This window comes from Bradyrhizobium sp. CCBAU 21365 (genome assembly GCF_015291305.1).
GTDB classification, from domain to species: Bacteria; Pseudomonadota; Alphaproteobacteria; order Rhizobiales; family Xanthobacteraceae; genus Bradyrhizobium; species Bradyrhizobium elkanii.
On sequence record NZ_CP030036.1, the window covers coordinates 4998485 to 5022954 of the forward strand.

General features: G+C 65.5%; 20 protein-coding genes. 7 read left to right on the top strand and 13 right to left on the bottom strand.

Translation table 11 applies throughout. From position 1 onward, the window contains the following. Positions 1–7: 7 nt before the first annotated feature. Together XI02_RS22955 and XI02_RS22960 are read right to left on the bottom strand one after the other, a co-directional pair. A complete protein-coding gene (locus XI02_RS22955; protein WP_016842110.1) occupies positions 8–1465 on the bottom strand; it encodes an efflux RND transporter periplasmic adaptor subunit in 1458 nt (485 codons plus the stop codon). Then, positions 1455–2951 carry an efflux transporter outer membrane subunit gene (locus tag XI02_RS22960; protein WP_018271712.1) on the bottom strand — a complete coding sequence of 499 codons (1497 nt, stop codon included), beginning with the start codon at positions 2949–2951 and terminating at the stop codon, positions 1455–1457. The genes XI02_RS22955 and XI02_RS22960 overlap by 11 nt, the downstream gene beginning before the upstream one ends. A 586-nt stretch (positions 2952–3537) precedes the next feature. On the opposite strand from XI02_RS22960, the gene XI02_RS22965 reads away from it, so the two are divergent. Then, positions 3538–4572: a cysteine synthase A gene (locus XI02_RS22965; protein WP_016842113.1), complete on the top strand. Its 1035-nt coding sequence runs from the start codon at positions 3538–3540 to the stop codon at positions 4570–4572. A 150-nt stretch (positions 4573–4722) separates the two neighbouring features. Here the strand turns inward: XI02_RS22965 and XI02_RS22970 are convergent, their stop codons facing one another. Genes XI02_RS22970 through XI02_RS22985 form a run of 4 tightly spaced genes read right to left on the bottom strand, consistent with a single transcriptional unit; the run spans position 4723 to position 9237 of the window. Further along, positions 4723–5463, bottom strand: a complete 741-nt coding sequence (locus XI02_RS22970) for an amino acid ABC transporter ATP-binding protein (protein ID WP_018271713.1) — start codon at positions 5461–5463, stop codon at positions 4723–4725. Between the two features lie 11 nt (positions 5464–5474). Next, entirely contained in the window at positions 5475–6995 is a 1521-nt protein-coding gene (locus tag XI02_RS22975; RefSeq protein WP_018271714.1) for an amino acid ABC transporter permease, read from the bottom strand. After that, complete coding sequence (locus XI02_RS22980) at positions 6992–8197, bottom strand: amino acid ABC transporter permease (RefSeq protein ID WP_016842114.1); 1206 nt, start codon at positions 8195–8197, stop codon at positions 6992–6994. The genes XI02_RS22975 and XI02_RS22980 overlap by 4 nt, the downstream gene beginning before the upstream one ends. A gap of 23 nt (positions 8198–8220) precedes the next feature. Further along, a complete protein-coding gene (locus tag XI02_RS22985; protein WP_018271715.1) occupies positions 8221–9237 on the bottom strand; it encodes an amino acid ABC transporter substrate-binding protein in 1017 nt (338 codons plus the stop codon). A 328-nt stretch (positions 9238–9565) separates the two neighbouring features. Between XI02_RS22985 and metC the strand changes: the two genes are divergently transcribed. From metC to XI02_RS23010, 5 genes are all read left to right on the top strand, one after another. After that, complete coding sequence (metC, locus tag XI02_RS22990; protein ID WP_018271716.1) at positions 9566–10762, top strand: cystathionine beta-lyase; 1197 nt, start codon at positions 9566–9568, stop codon at positions 10760–10762. A gap of 287 nt (positions 10763–11049) precedes the next feature. Then, on the top strand, positions 11050–11850 hold the full coding sequence (gene cpaB, locus XI02_RS22995) for a Flp pilus assembly protein CpaB (RefSeq protein ID WP_016842117.1): 801 nt from the start codon (positions 11050–11052) through the stop codon (positions 11848–11850). A gap of 34 nt (positions 11851–11884) precedes the next feature. Then, positions 11885–13333, top strand: coding sequence for a pilus assembly protein N-terminal domain-containing protein (locus XI02_RS23000; protein WP_018271717.1), 1449 nt, complete (start codon positions 11885–11887; stop codon positions 13331–13333). A gap of 30 nt (positions 13334–13363) precedes the next feature. Continuing rightward, positions 13364–14101: a CpaD family pilus assembly protein gene (locus XI02_RS23005; protein ID WP_018271718.1), complete on the top strand. Its 738-nt coding sequence runs from the start codon at positions 13364–13366 to the stop codon at positions 14099–14101. Then, positions 14098–15366: an AAA family ATPase gene (locus XI02_RS23010; RefSeq protein WP_018271719.1), complete on the top strand. Its 1269-nt coding sequence runs from the start codon at positions 14098–14100 to the stop codon at positions 15364–15366. The genes XI02_RS23005 and XI02_RS23010 overlap by 4 nt, the downstream gene beginning before the upstream one ends. A gap of 15 nt (positions 15367–15381) precedes the next feature. Here XI02_RS23010 and XI02_RS23015 read toward each other — a convergent pair whose 3' ends face one another. Continuing rightward, positions 15382–16080, bottom strand: a complete 699-nt coding sequence (locus XI02_RS23015) for a tetratricopeptide repeat protein (protein ID WP_018271720.1) — start codon at positions 16078–16080, stop codon at positions 15382–15384. Positions 16081–16346: 266 nt separating this feature from the next. Then, on the bottom strand, positions 16347–16592 hold the full coding sequence (locus XI02_RS23020) for a PilZ domain-containing protein (RefSeq protein ID WP_026192789.1): 246 nt from the start codon (positions 16590–16592) through the stop codon (positions 16347–16349). Positions 16593–16930: 338 nt separating this feature from the next. Between XI02_RS23020 and XI02_RS23025 the strand changes: the two genes are divergently transcribed. Continuing rightward, on the top strand, positions 16931–18628 hold the full coding sequence (locus tag XI02_RS23025; protein WP_018271721.1) for a Na/Pi cotransporter family protein: 1698 nt from the start codon (positions 16931–16933) through the stop codon (positions 18626–18628). 55 nt (positions 18629–18683) lie between these two features. On the opposite strand, the gene XI02_RS23030 is transcribed toward XI02_RS23025, so the two are convergent. The 5 genes from XI02_RS23030 to XI02_RS23050 form a co-directional block, all read right to left on the bottom strand. After that, entirely contained in the window at positions 18684–20483 is a 1800-nt protein-coding gene (locus tag XI02_RS23030; protein ID WP_018271722.1) for a M23 family metallopeptidase, read from the bottom strand. Between the two features lie 141 nt (positions 20484–20624). Beyond that, complete coding sequence (locus XI02_RS23035; protein WP_016845896.1) at positions 20625–20963, bottom strand: lipid-A-disaccharide synthase N-terminal domain-containing protein; 339 nt, start codon at positions 20961–20963, stop codon at positions 20625–20627. Continuing rightward, a complete protein-coding gene (locus XI02_RS23040) occupies positions 20963–21754 on the bottom strand; it encodes a glycosyltransferase family 2 protein (protein WP_018271723.1) in 792 nt (263 codons plus the stop codon). The genes XI02_RS23035 and XI02_RS23040 overlap by 1 nt, the downstream gene beginning before the upstream one ends. A gap of 66 nt (positions 21755–21820) precedes the next feature. Beyond that, the gene (locus XI02_RS23045; RefSeq protein ID WP_018271724.1) at positions 21821–22666 is read right to left on the bottom strand and encodes a phosphatase PAP2 family protein; all 846 of its coding nucleotides are present in this window, start codon (positions 22664–22666) and stop codon (positions 21821–21823) included. A gap of 1 nt (position 22667) precedes the next feature. Continuing rightward, complete coding sequence (locus tag XI02_RS23050; RefSeq protein WP_026192790.1) at positions 22668–24413, bottom strand: glycosyltransferase family 39 protein; 1746 nt, start codon at positions 24411–24413, stop codon at positions 22668–22670. Positions 24414–24470 lie beyond the last annotated feature (57 nt).

Below are 24470 nucleotides of genomic sequence, written 5' to 3' on the forward strand. Positions count from 1 at the left end.
ATGCCGGTCATGGCTGCGCCTTCGGCGCGCCGCCCGACTGTTCGCCCCCTGCTGCCGGCGCGGGCGCCGGTCCGGTCTGCCCCTTCTGATCGCCTTCGCTATGTTCGTGCCGGCCGCGATGCTCGCCGTCCTTGCCTTGCCAGTCCTTCTTGCCGTCCTTGCCCTGCCCTTCGCCTTGACCAGCGCCTTGCGCCCCGCGCTTGCCGTCAGGGTTGCGGCTGCGCTTGCGCGGCGCGAGATCGGCGGCCGGCGGCCCGTCATCCTTGCCGACCACGACCTTCGCGCCATCGGCGAGATTGGCAAAGCCCGTCGTCACGACCCGGTCCGACGTGGTCAGGCCGCTGGCGATGACGGCCTCATGCTCGTTCTGCTGGGTGACCGTGACCGGCTTGGCGGTGACGATGTCGCCCTCGCCGATCACGTAGCTGAAGGTGCCGGCCGGACCGCGCTGTACCGCCGAGGTCGGCACCACGATCGCCTGCGGCAGGGTCTCGACCTTGAGCCGCACATTGACGAACTGGCCGGGCCAGAGCTGGTAGCTGGTGTTGGGGAATTCGGCCTTCAGCTTCAGCGTGCCGGTGGTCGGATCGACCTGGTTGTCGATGCCGGTCAGCTTGCCGGTATCGATCACGGTGACGCCGTCATTGCCGAACACATCGACCGCGAGCTGGCCCTTCGCCGCCGCGGCGTTGACGCGCATGATCTGCTGCTGCGGCAGGCTGAACCACACGGCGATCGGCTGCAGCTGGGTCAGGATCACGAGCCCGGTGGTGTCGGAGGCGTGGATGATGTTGCCTTGGTCGACCTGGCGCAAGCCGGCGCGCCCGGAGATCGGCGCCACGATCTTGGTGTAGCCCAGCGTGGCTCGCATGTTGTCGATCTGGGCCTGATCGGCCTTGATGATGGCCTGCTGCTGCGCCACCAGCGCGCGTTGTGTATCGGCCTGCTGCTTGGAGCCCGCGTTGCTGGCGGCGAGCTGCTCGTAGCGGGCAAGGTCTATCTTCTGATTGGCGAGCAGCGCTTCGTCCTTGGCCTTCGTGGCCACCGCCTGGTCGTATTGCGCCTGATAGATCGCAGGATCGATCTCGCCGAGCACGTCACCCTTCTTGACGTCCTGCCCCTCGACGAAATTCACCGCGATCAGCTTGCCGTCGACCTGGGAACGCACGGTAACCGTGTTCAACGCCCTCACTGAGCCGACGCCGTCGAGATAGACCGGCACGTCCTGCACATGCGGCGTGGCCGCAAGCACCGGCACCGGCAGGTCGGGCCGCCCGCCCGCGCCGCGCCCGCCGCCTCCATTTTGCTTGGGCTGGAAGGCGAGCCAGCCGAGATAGCCGAGCCCGCCCAGAATCACGAGCGTGATCAGCAGGGACACCATGCGCCCGAGCAGGCGCGAGAGAAGGCTCCGCTTGCGCGGCGCCGTGCGTTTCTCGTCGTCCGTCGAGTCGGGCTTAAAGAGCATCGACCGGTCTTTCCATCTTCGGTTCCCAGCCGCCCCCCAAGGCCTGATACAGGCTCACGATCGCCAATAGCCGGGCCAGTTGGGCCTGCGAATAGGCATCTTCCGCCTGGAACAAAGTCAGCTGCGTGTTTAGCACAGTTACGATATCGGCGGTGCCGGCCTTGAGCTGCTGCTCGGCGAGGTCGAAGGCGCGCCGCGACGACGACAGCACGTCCCGCTGCAGCTGCAGTCGCCGCGTGGTCTCGCGGATCGCGACCAGCGCGTTGTCGACGTCGGTGAACGACTGCACCACCGTCTTGCGGTAGGTCTGCAGCAACTCGTCCTGCTTCGCCTTGGTGTATTCGAAATTGCCGAGGATCCGGCCGCCGTCGAAAATCGGCTGGGTCATGCTGCCGACCAAGTTGAAAAAGGCGGCATGCGGCTGGAACAGCGAGACCAGCGCCTGGCTCTGGTAGCCGCCCGTTCCGGTCAGCTGGATGCTCGGGAAGAACTGCGCCCGCGCGCTGCCGACATTGGCGGTGGCGGATGAGAGCTGCGCTTCCTGCCGGCGGATATCGGGACGCTGGGTCAGCAATTCAGACGGCAGGCCCGGCGTGACGCGCGGGATCGCAACGGCGTTGAGCGAGCCGCCGGAGACGCGCACGCTTTCCGGCGGCCGCGACACCAGCACCGCGAGCGCGTTGATATTCTGGGCGAGCGTCTGCCGCAGCGGCGGCACCAGCGCGCGCTGGTTGGCGAGCACGCTCTCCTGCTGCGCGACGTCGAGATCGGAGCCGGTGCCGGCCTTGAAGCGCTCCTTGATCGCATTGAGGATGCGCTCGGCGCTGGCGATGTTGCTCTGCGCGGTGCGAAGCCGGTCCTGCGTCGCCAGCACGGTGAAATAAGCATTGGCGACGCTCGCCAGCGCGGTCAGCGCCACCACCTCGCGGTCGAACCGGTTGGCGACGGCGGTCTCCTCCGCCGCCTGCGCGGCGTCGCGGTTCTGGCCCCAGAAGTCGAGCTGATAGCTGGCGCTCAGCGAGGCGTTGTAGTTCACCACCTCGCGCCCGCCATTGGTGAGGCCGCTGGCGCTGGAGCCGGAGGTGCGCGAGTAGGTTTCCGATCCGTTGAGATTGAGGGTCGGCAGCAGCGCCGCGCCGGCCTGCCGCGCCAGCGCGTCGGCCTGGCGGAAGCGTGCAACCGCAGCCGCGATGTCGAGGTTGACGGTCTGCGCCTCCTCCATCAGCTGCGTCAGCTCCCTGGAGCGGAAGCCCCGCCACCAATCGAGCGTCGGAAGCGCATCGCCCGGCCGGCCGAGCCGCGCGGCCTTGTAGCCCTGTGGCACGTCGAGCGCCGGATCAGGGATGTCCTGGGTCAGAATGCAGCCGGCAGAACCAACGGCCAGGCCGAGCGCAACGAGCGAGCGTCCCGCGAGCCGGCGCGCGCGGACGGCGAGGCCGAACCGGCCTCCAGGCACCATCACGGACACGGGCTGGGTCACACCCATTCTCCGCCGAAGCCAGACTTCGCCTGTGGCGCACGAATGACGCGTTCAGCGATGGTCTGGGTGACGTTCACGGGGGTATGCTTCCAATGGAACCTGCCTGTCCCATCCTACCCTTGGGACAATGGGGCGGACAGCCCCGTCACGATTGCGTGGCGTCGCATCGCAAGCGATTCGTGGCTACCTTGAATGCCGACTTTTCCCTATTTTTTACGGCATTTCCGCGCGTTTCGGACCCGTGCCGGAAGTCACGATTCTTACAAAGATTTCATGGGGATTTTTCGGCTCCTGTTGCATTTGATCCCAAGATGTGCCGGCGCGGCGCCAAACTCGCGCCACCGCGCACCGCGCCGTCAGGCCTTGATTGGCCGAGAGCGCGCACCTCGTGCGAAACCGCGGACCACAGGATGATTCTGCTGGCCAACCCGACCGCCGCACAACGGCGTTCTCCCCGAGCCCGTCCCATCCGCGCGTGCGACGTCAAACCCGTTGAACCCGTGTCTTGCCGCAGTGCAAAAGCCCTTCCCTTTTTCGATCAGCACACTAGGTTCGCCAAGCAAGACACAGACCGGCAAAGAAATTCCCCGACATGATATTCAACAAAGACGTCATCGAAGCGATCGGCAACACCCCCCTCATCAAGCTGAAACGCGCGTCCGAACTGACCGGCTGCACCATTCTCGGCAAGGCCGAATTCATGAACCCGGGCCAGTCGGTGAAGGATCGTGCCGGCAAATGGATGATCCTGGAGGCCGAGAGGCGCGGCGCGCTGAAGCCCGGCGGCCTCGTGGTCGAGTCGACCGCAGGCAATACCGGGATCGGGCTCGCGGTCGTAGCGAGTGCGCGCGGCTACCGCACCCTGATCGTCATTCCGGAGACGCAGAGCCAGGAAAAGAAGGACATGCTGCGGCTGTGCGGTGCCGAACTCGTCGAGGCGCCGGCGCTGCCCTTCGCCAATCCGAACAACTATCAGCATCTCGGCAAGCGTCTTGCCGAGCAGCTGCGCAAGACCGAACCGAACGGCGTGCTGTTCGCCGACCAGTGGAACAACCTCGACAATCCCAAGGCGCATTACGACTCGACCGGACCGGAAATCTGGCAGCAGACCGACGGCAAGGTCGACGGATTCATCTGTTCGGTCGGCACCGGCGGCACGCTTGCCGGCGTCAGCCGCTACCTGAAGGAAAAGAACCCGGCCATCGTCACCGCCTGCGCCGATCCGCACGGCTTCGGGATGTACGAACTGTTCAAGAATGGACAGGTCAAATCGACGCCGGGCGACTCGATCACTGAAGGCATCGGGCTCGGACGCGTCACGCCTGTGGTCGAGACGGCGAAGGTCGACACCGCGTTCCTGATCTCCGACGAGGAAGCCGTGACCATCATCTATGACCTTCTGGAGCACGAAGGCCTGTGCCTCGGCGGCTCGACCGGCGTCAACATCGCCGGCGCGATCCAGCTCGCCAAGCAGCTCGGCCCCGGCAAGACCATCGTCACAATTCTCTGCGATTCCGGCAACCGCTATCAGTCCAAGCTGTTCAACCCGGCCTTCATGCGCTCGAAGAATCTGCCGGTCCCGGAATGGCTGGAAAAGCGCAGCAACATCGAGCTGCCGCTGGTCTGAGGGAGCGAATGGCGTCCCGCAGACGTCATTGCGAGGAGCTATTGCGACGAAGCAATCCATGCTTCCGATGCGGAAGATTGGATTGCTTCGCGGAGCCTGTCATCCGGCGGCGCTTTGCGTCGACTGGGTGGCTCGCAATGACCGCAGAAATCACCGCAATATCTGGCTCAGGAACAGCTTCGACCGCGCATGCTGCGGGTTGGCGAAGAATTCCTGCGGCGTGTTCGATTCGATGATCTGGCCCGCGTCCATGAACACGACGCGGTTGGCGACCTCGCGGGCAAAGCCCATTTCATGGGTGACGACCAGCATGGTCATGCCCTCCTTGGCAAGATCGACCATGGTGTCGAGCACTTCCTTGACCATCTCCGGGTCGAGCGCCGAGGTCGGCTCGTCGAACAGCATCACCTTCGGATTCATGGTCAGTGCACGGGCAATCGCAACGCGCTGCTGCTGACCGCCCGACATCTGGCCTGGAAACTTGTTGGCCTGATGCGGGATCTTGACCCGCTCGAGGAACTTCATCGCGGTGGCCTCGGCATCCTTCTTCGGGATGTTGCGCACCCAGATCGGCGCCAGCGTGCAATTGTCGAGCACGGTGAGATGCGGGAACAGGTTGAAGCTCTGGAACACCATGCCGACCTCGCGGCGGACCTCGTCGACACGGCGAAGGCTCGGGCCGAGGTCGATACCGTCGACCACGATCTCGCCCTCCTGGAACTCCTCCAGCGCGTTGATGCAGCGGATCAGGGTCGACTTGCCCGAACCGGACGGGCCGCAGATCACGATGCGCTCGCCCTTGCCGACCTCCAGGTTGATGTCGCGCAGCACGTGGAAGTCGCCGTACCATTTGTTGAGAGCAGAAATGTTGACGATCGGGGTTGTGGACATGGTGACCTTGTTCAGTGGCGGCGGTGAGCGTTGAGCCGGTTTTCGACGAACAGCGAGTAGCGCGACATTCCAAAGCAGAACACGAAGTAGATCATTCCAGCGAAAGCGAAGCCGGTAAAGGCCGTGGTCGGCGTCGACCAGGTCGGATCGGAGAACGTCGCATGCAACGACCCCAGGAGGTCGAACAGCGCGACGATCGAAACCAGCGAGGTGTCCTTGAACAGCGCGATGAAGCTGTTGACGAGACCCGGAATGACGTGGCGCAGCGCCTGCGGCATCACGATCAGCGACGTGGTCTTCCACCAGGACAGACCGAGCGCGCTCGCCGCCTCGCCCTGCCCGCGCGGGATCGCGGCAAGGCCGCCGCGCACCACCTCGGCCTGGTAGGCGCCGGCAAACAGCGCGATGCCGATCAGCGCGCGGACCAGCCCGTCGACGTTGAAATTGCCCGGCAGGAACAGCGGCAGCATGTAGGTTGCGAAGAACAGCACCGTGATCAGCGGCACGCCGCGCCAGAACTCGATGAAGGCGATCGAGAAGATCCGGATCAGCGGAATGGTCGAGCGGCGGCCCAGCGCCAGCGCGATCCCGATCGGCATCGAGGTAACGATGCCGGTGACCGACACCACCAGCGTCACCAGAAGGCCGCCCCACAGCCTGGTGTCGACGATGGGCAGTCCGCCGCGGTCGAGCCCCATCAGCTTGATCACGATCGCGATGCCGGCAAAGCTTGCGAGACTCCCCAGCAGCGCCCGTTGTCCGGTTCGCATGCCGCCGCCGAGGAAAAACAGGATCAGCGAGACGATCGCCGTAGTGAGCAGGAAGTCGAACCACAACGGCTGGCTCGACATCTGGAGCTGCTCGCGCAGCGAGGTCAGCGGAAAGATCAGCCAGCCGATCAGGCTGCCGACGAGCACGATGATCTTGCCGACGGCCCACAGCAGCGGCCCGATCGCCGAATTCCGGCTGAGATTGACCAGCACCTGCCCCGCATTGACGATGCTGTCGTCGAACAGCTGCAACAGGCTCGCGACCCAGCTGACGCCGAAACCGGCTAGTCCGCCGCCGCGCAGCAGGAAGAAGGCGACCGCCGGAAACGCGAAGAAGAACAGGCCCGCATTCAGGCCCTTCGTCGGCAGGCGCGGAATAAGGAGTGGCAGCAACAGGACGGCCGCGAGGACGAAGGTCAGGTTGACGCGCCAGCGCTCGGCTTCCGGATAGAAGCCATAGATCAGCTGGGTGAGCTTGGCCTGGATGTAGGGCCAGCAGGCGCCGACCTGACGGCCGGCGGTCTCGGCGAGGCATGCATTGCGGTCCTTGCCGCTCCAGACCGCATCGACCAGCAGGAACCTGAATGCGGGAACGATCGTGTACCAGAGCAGCCCCAGCGCCAGGATCGTCAGCAGGATGTTGGTCGGCGAATTCAAGAGCCGCGTGCGGATGAAACCGACGAGGCCGGTGGTCTTCACCGGCGCCCGGCGTTCGGGCACCAGGTCCTGCCTAACAAAGGATGACGCGGTGACGTCGGTCATGCCCCAAGGCTCCGGTTGATGCGCCAGCCATAGACGCTCATGATCGCGCTGGTGACCAGCGAAATCAGCAGGTACACGCCCATGGTGATGGCGATGATCTCGATCGCCTGGCCGGTCTGGCTCAGCGTCGTGCCGGCAAATACCGAGACCAGGTCGGGATAGCCGATCGCGACCGCCAGCGACGAATTCTTGGTCAGGTTGAGATACTGGTTGGTCAGCGGCGGAACGATGACGCGCATCGCCTGGGGTACGACGATCAGCCGCAAGGTGGTGCCGCGCGACAGGCCGAGCGACGAGCCGGCTTCCATCTGTCCCTTATGGACCGACAGAATTCCGGCGCGGACGATCTCGGCGATGAAGGCCGCCGTATAGGTCGATAGCGCGACCACCAGCGCAACCAGCTCCGGAATGACCCGTGCGCCGCCGGCGAAGTTGAAGCCCTTGAGTTGCGGCAGCTCGAAGGTCATGGGCAAGCCGAACACCAGCGTCGTCACCAGCGGCAATCCGGCCAGCAGGCCGAGCACATAGGGCCAGATCCGGATCGCCTGCCCGCGTTGAAACAGCGCCCGCCTTGCGTAGCCGCGCAGCGCCAGCGCGCCTGCGATGGCGATCGCGAGCGCGATCAGAAACGGATCAAGCCCGGCCTCGCCGATCGGCCGCGGGATCACCAGCCCGCGATTGGAGAGGAAGAAGGCGTTGAACAGCGAGATGCTCTGGCGCGGCCCCGGCAGCGCCGCCAGCACCGCAAGGTACCAGAACAATAGCTGGAACAGCAGCGGCAGATTGCGGACGATCTCGACATAGATCTCGCCGAGCCGCGCCAGCAGCCAGTTCGGCGACAGCCGGCACAGCGCCACGATGAAGCCGATGATGGTGGCGAAGACGATGCCAATGCCCGCAACCAGCAGCGTGTTGAACAGGCCGACAAAGAACACCCGCGTGTAGGTGTCCGATCCCGAATACGGGATCAGGTTCAGGCTGACATCGAAGCCCGCATTGTTTTTGAGAAAGCCGAACCCGGAGGCAATGCGCTGCGTCTCCAGGTTGGCGCGGGCATTGGCCACGATCTCATAGGCGACCCAGGCCAACACCGCCGCGAACACGATCTGCACGGCAAGGCCAGTCCAGCCGGACTGGCCGCCGAGCGCGCGCTTCAGGCGGAAGATGAACTGCGGCGGTGGTTTTCGGGGCTCGGTCGTCATCGCCGCAGCCGCCTCGTCGCCGATCAGCGGATCGGAGGCGCGTACTGGATGCCGCCCTTGTTCCAGAGATTGTTGAGCCCGCGTGCGATCTGCAGCTTCGATCCGGCGCCGACGTTGCGATCGTACATCTCGCCGTAATTGCCGACGGCCTTGATGATGCGGGAGAACCAGTCCTTGGTCAGGCCGAGCTGCTCACCGAGATTGCCGTCGGTGCCGAAGGCGCGCTTGAGGTCGGGCTTGTCCGACTTGGCCATCTCGTCGACGTTCTTCTGGGTGACGCCGAGTTCCTCGGCATTGATCTGGGCGAACAGCGCCCACTTCACGATGTCGAACCACTGGTCGTCGCCATGGCGAACCATCGGGCCGAGCGGCTCCTTGGAGATGATCTCGGGCAGCACGACGTGGTCGGCCGGGTTGGCGAGTTTCAGCCGCTGCGCATAGAGCTGGGACACGTCGGAGGTGAACACGTCGCAGCGGCCGGTCTCGTAGGCCTTCACGGTCTCGTCGGCGCCGGCGAACGCGATCACCTCGTACTTCATGTTGTTGCCCTTGAAGTAGTCGGCGAGGTTCTGCTCGGTCGTGGTGCCGGTCTGCACGCAGACCGACGCGCTGTTCAACTCCAGCGCCGAGTTCACTTTCAGCGACTTCTTCACCAGAAAGCCCTGCCCGTCATAATAGGTCACGCCGGTGAAGTTGGCGCCGAGCGAGGTATCGCGCGACAGCGTCCAGGTGGTGTTGCGCGACAGCACGTCGATCTCGCCCGACTGCAGCGCGGTGAAGCGGTCCTTGGCCGACAGCGGCACGAACTTGACCTTGGACGGATCGTCGAAGATCGCCGCCGCGAGGCCACGGCAGATGTCGACGTCGATGCCGGTCCAGTTCCCCTTGTCGTCCGGCGACGAGAAGCCCGGCAGGCCGCCGCTGACGCCGCAGGACAGCTGGCCTCGGTCCTTGACCGTCTTGAGGGTTTGCGCCGAGGCGGCCTGGACCGACAGGGCGGCGGCAGCGGCAAGGGTGACAGCCAAGGATACGCGTTTCATGGGCGGGGCCTTTCAGGGTCGTCCGGTGGACGTTTGCTTTGTGATCGCCTCGCGTTCACGGGCCATCCCAATGATCCCTTGCAGCAAAAATGCCGCTTTGACCGGCAGTTTGACCTGCAAACCGGTCGGGCAACGGATCGTAGGTCGCGGCAGGCCCCTCAACGTGCGGCGACTGGTAGTTGCGCCGCATCACATAGCGACTGACGAGCCGGGTCAAGGGGTTGACGCATGTCTTCTGCCTCTTGTTAGTAACACCTCCCTGCCCGGCCCTGTCTTCCCGACGCGGCACGGCTGCGGCAACAAGTCTAAAGTCTAACGGCAGCGCTCCATGACCTCCTCCGACGGCTCCACGCCCTCCCACCCGCAACAGGCCGCGACCCGTCTGGTCACGGCCGGCCGCGACACCAAGGCCCAGAAGGGCTTTGTCAATCCGCCGGTGTTTCACGGCTCGACCGTGCTCTATCCGACCGCGGAGGACCTCCACGCCCATCGCGCCGAATTTACCTATGGGCGCCATGGCAGCCCGACCACGCGGGCGCTGCAGGACGTGCTGATGGCACTGGAAGGCCCGCAATGCGCCGGCGTCGGCCTTGCCCCGTCGGGACTGGCGGCGATCAGCACCACGCTGCTTGCCGTGCTGAAGGCCGGCGAACACCTCCTGGTGTGCGACAATGCCTATCGGCCGACCCGCAATTTCTGCGACAACATGCTCAAGCGCTACGGCATCGAGACCAGCTATTTCGATCCGCTGGTCGACGCCGGCATCGAGACGCTGTTCAAGCCGAACACCCGCGCGGTGCTGATCGAAGCGCCCGGCTCGCAGACGTTCGAGATGCCGGACGTGCGGGCGATATCGGCCGTGGCGCACGCCCGCGGCGCGCTCATGATCGACGACAACACCTGGGCGACGCCGCTCTATCACCGCTCGCTCGAACAGGGCGTCGACATCAGCATGCAGGCCGCCACCAAATATATCGGCGGCCACTCCGACATCATGTTCGGCACCATCGCAGCCAATGCGAAAGCCTGGCCGCTGATCCAGGAGGCGATCCGCCTGCTCGGCGTCTGCGCCGGCCCCGACGACGTCTATCTCGCGCTGCGCGGGGTTCGCACGCTATCGGTGCGGCTTGCGCAGCACCACCGCTCCGGACTCGAGATCGCGCGCTGGCTCAGCGCGCGGCCCGAGGTCGATCGCGTGCTGCACCCTGCCCTCGACACCGATCCCGGGCACGCGATCTGGAAACGCGACTTCACCGGCGCCTCCGGGCTGTTCAGCATCGTGCTGAAGCCGGTGCCGCAGACCGCGGTCGATGCAATGCTGAACGCGCTCACCCTGTTCGGCATGGGCTTTTCCTGGGGCGGCTTCGAAAGCCTCGCGATCCCGTTCGACTGCAGCGACTATCGCACCGCGACCAAATGGTCGCCGGGCGGGCCGACGCTGCGGCTGCATATCGGGCTCGAGAATCTCGACGACCTCAAGGCCGATCTCGACCGTGGATTTGCCGCGCTGAAGGCCGCGCTCTGATCCGTACGCGCGGGCTTGCGCGTAGGCGACATTAACCACGGCCGACCGGCCGTGACGCCGCGTTGCGGCCCCCACGTCGCACACGTTGCGCGCGCACGATCTCCGGGATTCTGCGGAGATGCGACAGCATCGATAACTCGCCGTTCACCATCCCCACCAATCCCTTAATTGTCCGGACCTTCCATCAAGTTCCCTTATACTTTTGCGGCCGTAGTGATGCTCCCGGGAAGGGCTGTCAGTGCCGCAAGGACGCGATTGCCCTGTGTGAAGGGCATTCAGACAATCGCATGAAAACGGCACGCATCGTGGTCCTCGGCATCGCCGGCGTCGCAGGCCTCGCGGCCATGTATCTGGCGAGCGTTGGCGATCGCAAACCGGCGCCGGTCGCGCCGCCCGTCGCGCAACTGCCGACCGTCGAAGTGCTGGTCGCAAAGTCCGACATCGGACTCGGTCAATCGGTCAAGGCCGAAGACATCCAGTGGCAGCGCTGGCCGGCTGAAACTGCAAGCAGCGCGTTCATCCGTCACGACGCCAACGCCAATGCCATGAATGACGTTATCGGTTCGATCGCACGCGCGCCCTTCATCGTCGGCGAGCCGATCCGCGAGCAAAAGCTGGTCAAGGCCAATGGAAGCGGCTTCATGGCCGCGATCCTGCCCTCCGGCATGCGCGCGATCTCCACCGAAATCTCGCCGGAGACCGGCGCCGGCGGCTTCATTCTGCCGAACGACCGCGTCGATGTGATCCTGTCGCGTCGCGACAAGAATCCCGATCAGCAAGGCGGCCGCGATATCGTCACCACTGAAATCCTGCTGTCCAACGTCCGCGTGCTGGCGATCGACCAGGCGCCGAAGGAGAAGGACGGCAACAACTCCCTCGTCGGCAAGACCGTGACCCTCGAGCTCAAGCCCGAGCAGGCCGAGACGCTGGCGCGCGCCCGGCAGAGCGGCACGCTGGCGCTGGCGCTGCGCAGCATCGCCGACGTCAACGAGCAGACCGACGAGACCAGAGACCATGCCCCGAAGCGGGGCGAGAGCATCAAGGTGGTGCGCTTCGGCATCCCGAGCTCTCTGACGACACAGAAGTGATGGGGGCTTCGATATGACGACGGGTGCGAAACAAATGGCGACGTCGACCACGCTGGTCCGCGCGCTGTCATTGTCGGCGATCACTGCGCTGATGCTGATCCCTGCCCTTGCCAGCGCGACCGATCCCGACAAGAACGCAGATGTCGCGGTGACGAGCAGCATCGCCGCCAAGACGCGTTCCGTCTCGCTCGGCGTTGGCAAGTCGGTAGTGGTCGATCTGCCGCGCGAGGCCAAGGACGTTCTCGTCGCCGATCCCAAGATCGCCAACGCCGTGATCCGCTCGGCGCAGCGCGCCTATATCATCGGCGCGGCGGTCGGCCAGACCAACGTGGTGTTCTTCGACGCCGACGGCAACCAGGTCGCCTCCTACGACATCGCGATCAAGCGCGACCTCAACGGCATGCGCGCCGCGCTGAAGCAGATGCTGCCCGGCGTCCAGATCGAGGGCGTCGGCGACAGCGTCGTCCTGACCGGCACGGTGGCAAGCCCGGTCGAGGCCCAGCAGGCCGGCGACATCGCCGCCAAACTGGTCGGCAGCGCCGACAAGGTCGTCAATTCCATCGTGGTCCGCGGCCGCGACCAGGTGATGCTGAAAGTCACCGTCGCCGAGGTCCGCCGGGACGTCGTCAAGCAGCTCGGCGTCGACCTCAGCGCCAACATGAACTACGGAACCGCCGCGGTGGTCTTCAACAACGCCAACGCCTTCACCGCCAATAACGGTGCGCTCGCCCCCAACAACGGGCTGACGGGCGCAGCCCTGAACAAGCTCGGCGTGCCGACGGTCACGGCGACGCTGCGCGCGATGGAGAGCGCGGGCGTGGTCAAGACGCTGGCCGAACCCAACCTCACCGCGATCTCCGGCGAGTCGGCGACCTTCATTTCGGGCGGCGAGTTTCCGATTCCGACCGGCGTTACCTGCCAGACGACGACGTCGGGCACGATCGGCAATTGCGTTCAGACCGTCAGCTTCAAGAAATTCGGCATCTCGCTCAACTTCACTCCGGTGGTGCTGACCGAGGGCCGGATCAGCCTCAAGGTGATGACCGAGGTCTCCGAAGTCTCGATGGAAAACGCCCTGACCGGCGGCCAGAACGGCACGACCATTCCCTCGATCAAGACCCGCCGCGCCGACACCACGCTGGAGGTGCCCTCCGGCGGCTCGATCGCGATGGCCGGCTTGATCCAGGAGCAAACCAAGCAGGCCATCAACGGCATGCCTGGCGTCGACCAGATCCCGATCCTCGGCCAGCTCTTCAGGAGCCAGGACTTCGTCAACAACGAGACCGAGCTCATGGTCATCGTGACGCCCTACGTGGTGCGCGCTGTTGCACAGAAGGAGCTGTCCCGTCCCGACGACGGATTTGCCCCGGCTTCCGACGCGCAGTCGGCGCTGCTGGCGCGCGTCAATCGCATCTACGGCGTTGCCGCCCGCGGCGAGCCGATCGGCGCCACGCCGGTCAATTTCGGCTTCATCATCGACTGAGGCGCGGACCTGAAGGGGTTGGGGGATCCTATGATGACACGCAACACACAAGCCGGTCGTGCCAGGACGCTGTCGCTGTTCGGCGCCCTCGTCGTCAGCGCGATCGCGCTCGGCGGCTGCAATCTGACGAGCGATGTCGTCACCGGCACGGTGCCGGACGACTACCGGCAGCGGCATCCGATCGCCGTCACCGAAGGCGAGCAATCGATCGTCGTCTTCGTCGGCCGTGCCCGCGGCAACCTCACCGAAACGCAGCGCGACGACGTCATGGGGCTGGCGCGCACCTGGCGCCGCGAAGGCACCGGCGCGATTGCGATCGACGTGCCGGCCGACAGCTCGAACGCGCGCTCGGCACAGGCGGTGTATCAGGAGATCCGCGGCCTGCTGGCGTCGATGGGCGTGCCCGCCCATGCCATCACCAAGCGCCCCTATCTCGACGATCCGCGCGCGCTTCCGACCATTCGGCTGAGTTATCCGAAGATGGCCGCCGTCGCCGGTCCCTGCGGAGTGTGGCCGAGCGACCTCGGTCCCTCGATCTACAATCCGAGCTACAACCAGAACAAGCAGTACGACAATTTCGGCTGCGCCACGCAGCGTAACCTTGCCGCGATGGTCGCCAATCCGTCCGACCTCGAACAGCCGCGAACCGAGACCGCAGCCTATACGCCGCGCCGTTCGATCGCGTTCGACAAATACCGCAAGGGTGAGTCGACCGCGACCGCCTACCCCGAAGCCGAGAAAGCCAAGCTGAGCGACGCCGCGAAATGACCGAACAGCAAGACGAGCCGCAGCACGCCAACGACTACATCGCGCCGGCGCCGCGGATTTCCGTGCAGGCGTTCTGCGCCAGCGTCGCGACCGCCGCGAACGCGCGCGCGGCTGCCGACGACCGCCGGCTCGCCAAGGCTCATCTCTCCGTCCATATGGGCGGCATCGCCGCAGCGATCGACGCCTACCACAAGGCGCCGACGCCCAACGTCATCATGCTGGAGACCGAGCCGGATCACGATTTCCTCGCAGGTCTCGACGAGCTCGCCACGGTCTGCGATCCCGGCACCCGCGTCGTGGTGCTCGGCACGCCCGGCGAGACTGCGCCGTATCGCGAATTGGTCCGGCGCGGCGTCAACGACTACGTCATCGGGCCGGTCAAGGTGCTCGACATCGTGCGCTCGATCTGCAGCCTGTTCTCGGCCTCCGAAGCGGTCTCGGTCGGCCGCCTGATCGCGGTCGCGGGCGCCAAGGGCGGCGTCGGCGCCTCGACCATTGCCCACAATGTCGCCTGGACCATCGCGCGCGACCTCGGGCTGGACTCGGTCGTCGTCGATCTCGACCTCGCCTTCGGTACCGCCGGCCTGGACTACAATCAGGACCCGGTGCAGGGCATTGCCAACGCCGTGTTCTCGCCCGAACGTCCGGACTCTGCCTTCATGGAGCGCCTGCTCGCAAAGTGCGGCGATCATCTCAGCCTGCTGGCGGCGCCGGCCACCCTCGACCAGGTCTACGATTTCGGCGCCGAGGCGTTCGATGCCATCTTCGATACGATGCGCATGACGACGTCCTGCATCGTGCTCGACGTGCCGCATCAATGGACCGCCTGGACCAAACGCGTGCTCGTCGGTGCCGACGATATCCTGATCGTGGCCGAGCCCGACCTCGCCAACATGCGCAACACCAAGAACATGATGAACCTGTTGAGGACCGCGCGTCCGAACGACCGCCCGCCGCTCTACTGCCTGAACCAGGTCGGCATGTCGAAGCGCCCCGAGATCGAGGTCAAGGATTTCGCCAAGACGATCGAGAGCCAGCCGATCGCGGCCATCCCGTTCGACTGCAGGCTGTTCGGTGAAGCCGCCAACAATGGCCAGATGATCGCGGAGGTCTCCGCGCGTCACCGCACCACAAGGACTTTCCTGCAGATCGCGCAGCGCCTTACCGGCCGTCCCGATCTCGCCGAAGCCCGCGAGTCGTTCCTGTCGCCGATCCTCAAGAAGCTGCAGTCACGGCGAAACGACGGGCGCCGGGCCGCCGGCTAGCGTCCCGCTAGCGCCCTAGTCGCGGCGACTGGCTGCGACCGGGATCTTGTCGGGGTCGGCGCGGCTCGCATCCCTGCGCGCCAACAGCCGCTTCAGCGCGGCGACGTTGGCTGAGCCCTGCTCCGCCGGCAAATCGGCTTTCATGATGGTTTCCGCCTCGGACTGACGGCCCTGCAAGCCAACCACGACAGCGAGATTGGTTCGCACCCGCATGTCGCCGGGGGCGCGCTCCCGGGCACGGCGCAGCGTCTCCTCGGCCTTCGGCAGGTCCTTCGACAGCAGGTAGGACAGCCCGATATTGGAGAGCACTGACGGATCGTCCGGCACGATCTTCAGCGCACTCGCATAATACTGCCGCGCCTCGTCGTGGCGATCGAGCTGGTCGAGCACGGCGCCCTGCGCCGACAGGATGCGCCAGTCCGGATCTTCCGGGGTATGCGCGCGCCCGAGCACGTCGAATGCCTGCTGGAAATTGCCGTTGTCGGCGAGCGCCCGTCCGTAACCTGCGAGCAGCGCCTTGTTGCTGGGTTGCGCCAGCACCGCCTGCTCCATGACGGCGACCGCCTGGGCCCGCTGGCCGGTGGCGCGCAGCGCCCGGGCGTATTTCAGCGCGGCGTCGGTGTCTTTCGGATTGGCGCGGACGCGCTCGTGGTAGGTCGCGATGTCGCGCCGCGGATCGGCCGGGGCCGGCGTGGCCTCCGCCGTCTCGCCCAATGAGCCCGTGATGTCAGACGGGCCGGAGGTTTGACAGGCAGACAACCCGATCAACAGGATCGCGGCAGAAACCGTACCCGCGAGACGGCGCGCGCGGCCTGAGGGTCGGGGTAATTTCTCAAACATAAAGCGAGACTCGGAACGGCGAAGGTTCCGGGATGCTCACAGCTTAACCCTAAGGTCCGGTTAAGGATGCCATCATGTCGCCGTCATCCGGCCCAGATCCGGTGCCGGACGCCTGGCGAGAAAGCAGCCAAAAGGCAGATTCAGTCGACGAACTGGGCGCCGAACTCGTGCCCGATCTGCCACGCCAGCCGGCACTGACGCGGACTACCGGTCGACAGGATGATGGTGAATTCCGGCGGGATCTCCAGATATTCGGCGATCACCTTGACGCCGCCGGCCGAAATATCGGTGATCATGCAGTCGCGTGGCAACGACCCTGTGCCCAGCTGAATTTTGGCGACGCTCCGGCACGGGCGGCGTTCGCTCTTGCGGCGATTCATAAACATTCTGATCCCCAAGCCTTTCTGGGCAACTTCCTGGCCTATCGTCATACCCGGGAAAGATTGGAAACTGCCTAGCGGAACCCATCGCAATTGAGCGGTCGCGTTCGAGATTCGTTTACCCGGAGGCGCCCTCGCCGGGCCCCACAAGCCTTTATCAATCAAAGATTGTATAGTTTAGGAATGACGCTACAGGTCGCATAAGGCCATCCCGATGGGCCGATCCACTCAGCAGCGCGCGTCGCTCCCGCCTGGGTTCGCACGAGAACAAAAAGGGGTTGATCGCCAGTCGATAGACGATACGTATATCCTTTCGACTCGAATTCGCCGGGATGCCAGGAAGTATGGGAAGCATTGTTCTGCTCGATCTGATGGGGGGCGTGGCGCTCCTGCTGTGGGGCCTTCACATGGTCCATAGCGGGATTCTGCGCGCTTTCGGGCCGGATTTGCGGTTGCTGCTCGCCCGGGCGCTGCGCAATCGCTTTACCGCCCTTGGCGCCGGTCTCGGCCTGACCGCCCTGCTCCAGAGCTCGACCGCGACTGCCCTGATCACCAGTTCCTTCGCCGCCGAAGAGATCGTCAGCCTGGTGCCGGCGCTCGCGATCATGCTCGGCGCCAATATCGGCACCACGCTGATCGTGCAGGTGCTGTCGTTCAACGTCGCCGCCATCGCGCCGGTTCTGTTCATTGTCGGCCTCGTCGCGTTCCGCAGCGGACCGCGCTCCCGGATCAAGGATCTCGGCCGTGTCTCGATCGGCCTCGGCCTGATGCTGCTGGCCCTGCATATCCTGCTCGATACGATGGCGCCCGCCGAGAATGCTCCGGGCGTGCGCGTGTTCCTTGCCGCGATCACCGGCGATCCCGTGCTCTGCATCCTGATCGGCGCCGTCGTCACCTGGCTGGTCCATTCCAGCGTCGCCAGCGTGCTGCTGGTGATGTCGCTGGCCTTTTCCCAGTTCATCTCGCCCTATGCCGCATTCGCGCTGGTGCTCGGCGCCAACCTCGGAAGCGCCATCAATCCGTTGCTGGAGGGCGCGCGGCGCGACAATCCGGCGAGCTACCGCCTGCCGGTCGGCAACCTCGTCAACCGCGTCGTCGGCATCCTGCTGGTGGCGCCGTTCCTGCGCCCGATCACCGAGATCATCTACGCCTGGCAACCTGATCTCGCCAAGGCGACGGCGCTGTTCCACATTGCCTTCAACGTTGCGACCGCGCTGCTGTTCATCGGCCTGCTCGACCACATGGCGGGGCTGCTCGAGCGTCTGTTGCCGAAGCGAGCGCAGCAGACCGATCCATCGCGGCCGCGCTATCTCGACGAGAGCGCGCTGGAGACGCCTTCACTGGCGCTGGCCGATGCCGCGCGCGAGGTGCTGCATATGGGCGATCACACCGAGGCCATGCTGCGCAAGGTGATGGCGGCGATGCTGACCAACGATCGCGCCCTGGTCGACCAGGTGTCGAAGATGGACAACACCGTCGACCGGCTGAACGAGGCGATCAAGCTTTACGTCACGAAGCTCACCCGCGGCAGCCTGGACGAGCGCGAGGGCCAGCGCGCCATGGAGATCGTCGCGTTCGCGATCAATCTTGAACATATCGGCGACATCGTCGACAAGAACCTGAGCGAACTCGCGACCAAGAAGATCAAGCATCGCCTGCAATTCTCCGCCGAAGGCGCTGAGGAACTGTCGGCGTTCCACAAGCGCACGATCGACTCGCTGCGGATCGCGTTCGGCGTGTTCATGTCGGGCGATGCCAACGAGGCGCGCAAGCTGCTCACCGAGAAGGCGGCGCTGCGCGCGGCCGAATTGGCCGCCGTCGAGCGTCATCTGGAGCGCCTGCGCGAAGGCCGGCCCGAAACCATCGAGACCACTTCGCTGCATCTCGACGTGCTGCGCGACCTTCGCCGCATCCATTCGCATATCTGCTCGGTCGCCTATCCCGTGCTCGATGCCGCCGGCGAGACCGCCGCCGATCGCGAGAGCACGATGGCGACGACCGACGTTGCGGCGCCCGTGCCTTCGAGCTCTCCGGGCTCCTGACCCCGGCAAGGCCAAGGCACGCCACGGCGCCATGGCCTGATGCGATCTGCGCTCGCTATGTCGGCGGCCGATGTTCGGAGCCGGAACGCCGCTGGGGAAGCGCCGAGACGGCGGCGAGTTGGTTGATGCTGTCACGCTGGCGATCGAAGGCCCCAAGCAGGTCGCCTTGCAGCAGCCGGCCGCCCGACAGCTTCATCCGAAGCGGATCGACGTTGCGGCCGTTGATCCGCACCTCGTAATAGAGATGTGGTCCGGTCGAGAGCCCGGTCGATCCGACAAAGGCAATCGTCTCGCCCTGACGGACGCGGTCACCGATCTTCAGCCCGGACGGGAAGCTCGCGACGTGGGCATAGGTCGTCTCATAGCCGCGGTCGTGCCGCACGCGGATATATTTCCCGTACCCGCGTTCGTACCCCTCGGTCTCGACGACGCCGGCGCCCGCGGCCGCGATGGGCGATCCATAGGGCGCCGCATAATCGACGCCCTCATGGAAGCGGCGGTCGCCAAGGATCGGATGAATGCGCCAGCCAAAGCCGTCGCCGAGGCGCCCGCTCACGACCGGCTTGCGCAACAGGAATTTGGTGATGGACTGGCCGGTCTCGTCATAGAAATCGGAGCTGCCATCGTCCGGCGCCGTGAAGCGATAGTACCGCCGGGTCTGTCCGCCCGCCGTCAGGTCAATGAAAACCAACTCCGGCTGACCGATGTCGTTCGGCGCATAGATGATCTCGGCCACATCGGCGTCGCCGAGTGGCTCGTCGAGGTCGAAATCGCGACCACAGAGCCGCATCAGTTCAGCGACGATCCCCTGATCGACGTGATTGGAGCGCGCAAGCGCGTTAAGGCCGTCACGCAGCGTTTCGCCCGGAACGGAATGCGTATCGATCGACTCACGCAGCGGGCTCTCGCTCCGCGCGGCGATGTCGGGCTGTTCCGGCACGATCGCCTGGTACTGGCCGCCATCGGTGCGACCGACGGCCGACACATTGGAGCCGGCCCGTTCGATCGACACTTTCGCGACATGGCCGGGCGGCGAACCGGCGTCTTCGCCTTGTTCGATGACCGTGATTTTCTCGCCACCCGACAGCGTCTCTCGAGCGTCAGGCGACGGGAAAGCGGCGAGGATCGCCGGCGCGTCCTCCGCGGCCGCCGCCAGCGCCCGCAGAATGGCGGCCAGCGTGTCGCCGCTTCTCGCGATGATGACATGTCGCCGGTGACGCGCCGACGAAGGAGATTTCGGAAGGCTGGTGACGTTGACAGCTTCACCTATCGGAGCCGGCGGATGCGGCACGTCCTCACCGTCAGCATAGGCGCTGGTGCCGCCCGGCAGTGGGCGCCGCGATGGACCTGTCCGTATGATGGCTGGCAGCTCCGACAGCAGGTCGCGTTGCGCACCCGGTCGGGCGTCGTCCTTTTCGTCTCCCCGCGCTTCCTGATGTGGTTCGAGATCGATCTCCGCGAGCCGCGCTGACACGCGGGTGAATCGACGGACCGCGCCGGCATCGCTCAGCTGCTCAATCTTGAGCGCAGCGGAATTGCCCTGCGAGCCGAGCCTGCGGTCGAGACGATCGCCGCGCCGCGCCTCGTCAACCACCTGCCCTGCAAAGCGCGGAAGTGACACGACCGGTGCGGCAGCGAATCGCGCGTGATCGCCAAACGCCCCGCGAAGCGCGCCAGCCAGAAGAGCGACGGCGGCGGATCCGATCAGAATCGTCCCCGCCATCCAGCGGAAACTGACGGCGCGCCGGTCAGGCAACTTGCCTTCGCCGGTCAGCGGCGGCTCGCCAAGCGACGGAACATTGCGGACGACCGACAGATAACCACCCGCTTTCGTCGCTTCGTCACGGCTGGTCATCAACGCCCCTCATCCCCTGGGGCACGGTCTCGAGATGCCGCCACGCCCACGGCAAGCCGTAGATGCCATACGCCTTGGGGCGAATGTTTGACCTTGGTTCAGATTCGGTCGCAATTGATGCCGCTCTGACGACGACGGCAATCAGCTATCGAGCGTCTTCGACCCGCGGCCGCGGTTCTTCACGATCAGCATGATGTTGCGGATATAGATCAGCGTGGCGAGACCCTGCCCGATGATGATGACAGGCTCGCGCTTGGCGAGCCCATAGATCAGCGTCATCAGGCCGCCGCCCATCGAAAAGAACCAGAACGCCATCGGCACCACGCTCTGGCCGGCGCGCTCGCTGGAGATCCACTGCACGAGGAAGCGCGCGGTGAAGAACAGTTGCGCGATCAGGCCGAACGCCAGCCAGAAGTCGAACTTGGCGATGAACACGTCGTAGAGATAGGCGCTCAACGCCTGACCGTACTGAATCAGCATCACTTCACCTCGGTCACGCCCGGCACGCCGGCGACATCGGGCACTTCAGCGACCACTTCTGTGACGACCGGCGTCGGCTTCTTGCGGCGGATCAGCCACCACACGCCGGCGAGATCCATGATCCCGATCCAGAGCCGGTCGAAAAATCCATAATTCGACACACCGGAATGGCGCGGCCGGTCGACGACGTCGACATAGGCAATCGTCAGCCCCTCGCGGCGGACTAGAGCCGGAAGAAACCGATGCAGCCCGTCGAAATAGGGCATCGCCAGAAACACCTCGCGCGGAAACGCCTTCAGGCCGCATCCGGTGTCGCGGGTGCCGTCGCGCAGGATGATGCCGCGCACCGTGTTGGCGATGCGCGATTGCAGCTTCTTGAAGCCGGTGTCCTTGCGCCCGACGCGCTGGCCCGCGGCAAGGCCGACGCGGCCATTGCCGCTCTCGACCGCCGCGATCAGGTCCGGCAGGAAGGCCGGATTGTTCTGCCCGTCACCGTCGAGCGTCGCCACGATCGCGCCGCGCGCGGCGCGCACGCCGCTGCGCACGGCCGCCGACTGGCCCGACGAGACTGCGTGGCGGAGCTGCCGGAGATTGCGCCGCTCGGCCATGACCGCGCTCAGCCGCGCGCCGGTGGCATCCGTCGAACCGTCATTGACGTAGATGATCTCGTAAGCCCAGCGTCCGTCGAGCGCGGCCGCGATCTCGGCGATCAACGGCGTGATATTGTCCGCCTCGTTGCGCACGGGCACGACGATGGAAACGGCGACCGGCGTCTGGTCGGGAGCAGGCAAATCGGCACTCGTGGTTGGTGTTGTCGGCGATGGAACCAGCCCGATCCGACCGTCGGGCGACCGCTTTTATGGGGCGAAGGCGCTCCTCGCAACCCTTTTGAGACGCCCGTCCGACGGTCCCGACAGCGCCACCACGGTGCCGTCGCGATGAATGGCAAAACCAAGGCGGCGGGCGGCAAACCAGTAGCGCACGACCATTGCGCCGATCACCCCGACCAGCGCCCCGGCCACCACGTCGCTCGGATGATGCGCCAGCAGCACGAGCCGGGTCGCGGCGATGACCAGCGCATAGACCAGCATCGCGAACCGTGCACGCGGCCACACCGCGGACACGGCAAAGGCCAGTGCGAACGCCGTGATCGAATGTCCCGAAGGAAAGCTCGAATAGGCCTCGGTGCCGGCGAAATGCTGGAAGTTGAAGGCATTGGCGTTGCCGCCGACAAAGGGCCGCCCGCGGCCGACGATCCACTTGATCAATTCACCGACAACGACCGAGAGCACGACCGACAGAAACAGGTATTGCAGCCTCGTTCCGAGGCCGAGCAAGGTGGCGCGCGGCACGCCGCGCAGCGCAGGCGCCACCAACGCGACCGCGATCAGCAGCAGACCAAGCGCGCACAGCACATACTCGTCCTTGCCGAAATCGGTGAGCGTCTTCACCCACCACAGACTCGGCGTGCCGCGTGGCGGCATCAGACTGATCTCGGTGACATCGAACACATACATCAGCGTGATGATCACGGCGCCGACGATGACGACGAGCAAAAGTCCGTGGCGCGCGGAGCGGCGCGCCGCCTCTGCGCGGCGCGAATGCGACGGCGCCCGCACGAGCTGGGCAAGGGACAGCCAAACCAGCGTCAGCAGTCGTCCGAAATAGTTGGCGGATTCCGGGGTGGCGGGCGGCGCCGGCATGTCATTCCGTCCCTTCGGAACGGAAGATCGCGATCGAGACCGCCTTGCCTTGCGAGATGTTGTAGCCCTCGACGCGCACCGGCGCGTTGTAGCGCAGACCGATCGCCTCGGCGCGCTGCACGAAGGCGCGCTCCGAGCGCTGTTCGACCAGCGCGAAGCGGCAGGAGCCCTGCCTGAGGAAATCCGCGGCGCCCGATCCGTCGGTGAGCAGCGTAGAGGTATCGGTCATGAAGACGAGGCTCGGCTCGTGGAAGCCGGCGGCTGCCGCCTTCGGGCCGACGCAGGTCACGTTGCGCAAGGCGCGTGCGACCTCCTGGCTCGGAAATACGGTGGTGAGCCGCGGCAGCACCACGCCATAGGTGCCGGCTGCCATCAGCGCCGCGGCAATCACCGCATTGAGCAGCGAGCGCTCGGCGCGGCTGTCCTCGAACAACCACCACGCGATCAGGCCGAACACCATCGCGACGGCGAACAACGGCCAGGCCGGAAACACCGGCTGATGGATCGCCTTGATGGCGCCGACGATCACCAGCACCGCGCCGAATGCGGGGATCGCGAACCACCAGGCGGCGCCCCGCAACAGCCAGGGCGAGCGCGACAGCACGCGCCGCTCCAGCGCGCCGACGGTCAGGATCGCGATCGCCGGATAGAGCGGCAGCACGTAATGCGGCAGCTTGGTCAGCACGGCCTCGAACACGATCCAGGACGGGATCAGCCAGGCCAGCAGGAACTGCGCGCCGGGCTCGCGCCGCGCGCGCCAAACCGCAGGCGCCGCCATGCCGGCCAGCGGTGCACCGGGCCAGAACGTGATCCAGAACAGCAGCAGATAGATTCCAGGCGGCGCACCATGGGATTCCTGTGCACCGAGCTTGCTCAGCATGTCGCCGCCGACCGAATCGGCAAAGAAGGTGTCGCCGGCGCGCAGGAAGATCAGCACGAACCACGGCAGCACCAGCACCAGGGTCCACATCAGGCCCCAGACCGGGCGCATGCGCCAGAACCAGGCCGCCGATCGATCGAGGATCGCAAGCCCGGCCATTGCAAGGCCGACGAACATCAGGATCAGGGGCCCCTTGAGCAGGATGCCGACCGCCAGCGCCGTCCAGAAGACCGCGGGCGGGCCCCATGACGGGTGTGCGGGGTCCTCGCCGCGCTGCCACGACAGATAGACCCGCGCCATCGCGCCCATCGCCGCGGTGACCGTCAGCAGCAGCATCGCGTCGGTCTTGGCGAGCCGCGCTTCGACCCCGAGCAACACGCAGCTTGCCATCATGAGGGCGGCCAGCACCGCCCCCTGCCGCGTCACGAAGGCCAGCGCCGTCCAATAGGTCAGCAAAACGGCGCCGATGGCGCCGATCAGGGACGGCAGGCGGTAGACCCAGATGCGGACCTGGGCGCGCGGCACCCCGAGCGCGGAGACGGTCTTCAGCGCAGCCGCCTGCATCCAGTAGATGCCAACCGGTTTCTTGTAACGGACGTCGTCCTGGAAGCGGATGTCGACGAAATCGCCGCTCTCGACCATCTGCTTGGTCGCCTGGGCAAAGCGGACCTCGTCACGGTCGATCGGCGGGATGGTAAAGAAGCCCGGCAGGAACAGCACCAGGCAGGTCAGCGTCAGGAACAGGATCGAACGCCATTGGCTGGCCGTTGCGAACTCGAACGCCATGAACAGCCTGCGGCTCGAATGCGCAGGTTTTACAGACTGTTGCCCTGCTCCGAAGCGCCGGGGTTGGAGGCCATCCACCATGGGTTTCGCATACGATGAAACCGCAGCGCAAACAACTGTGCTGTTCCGCTTTCCGAC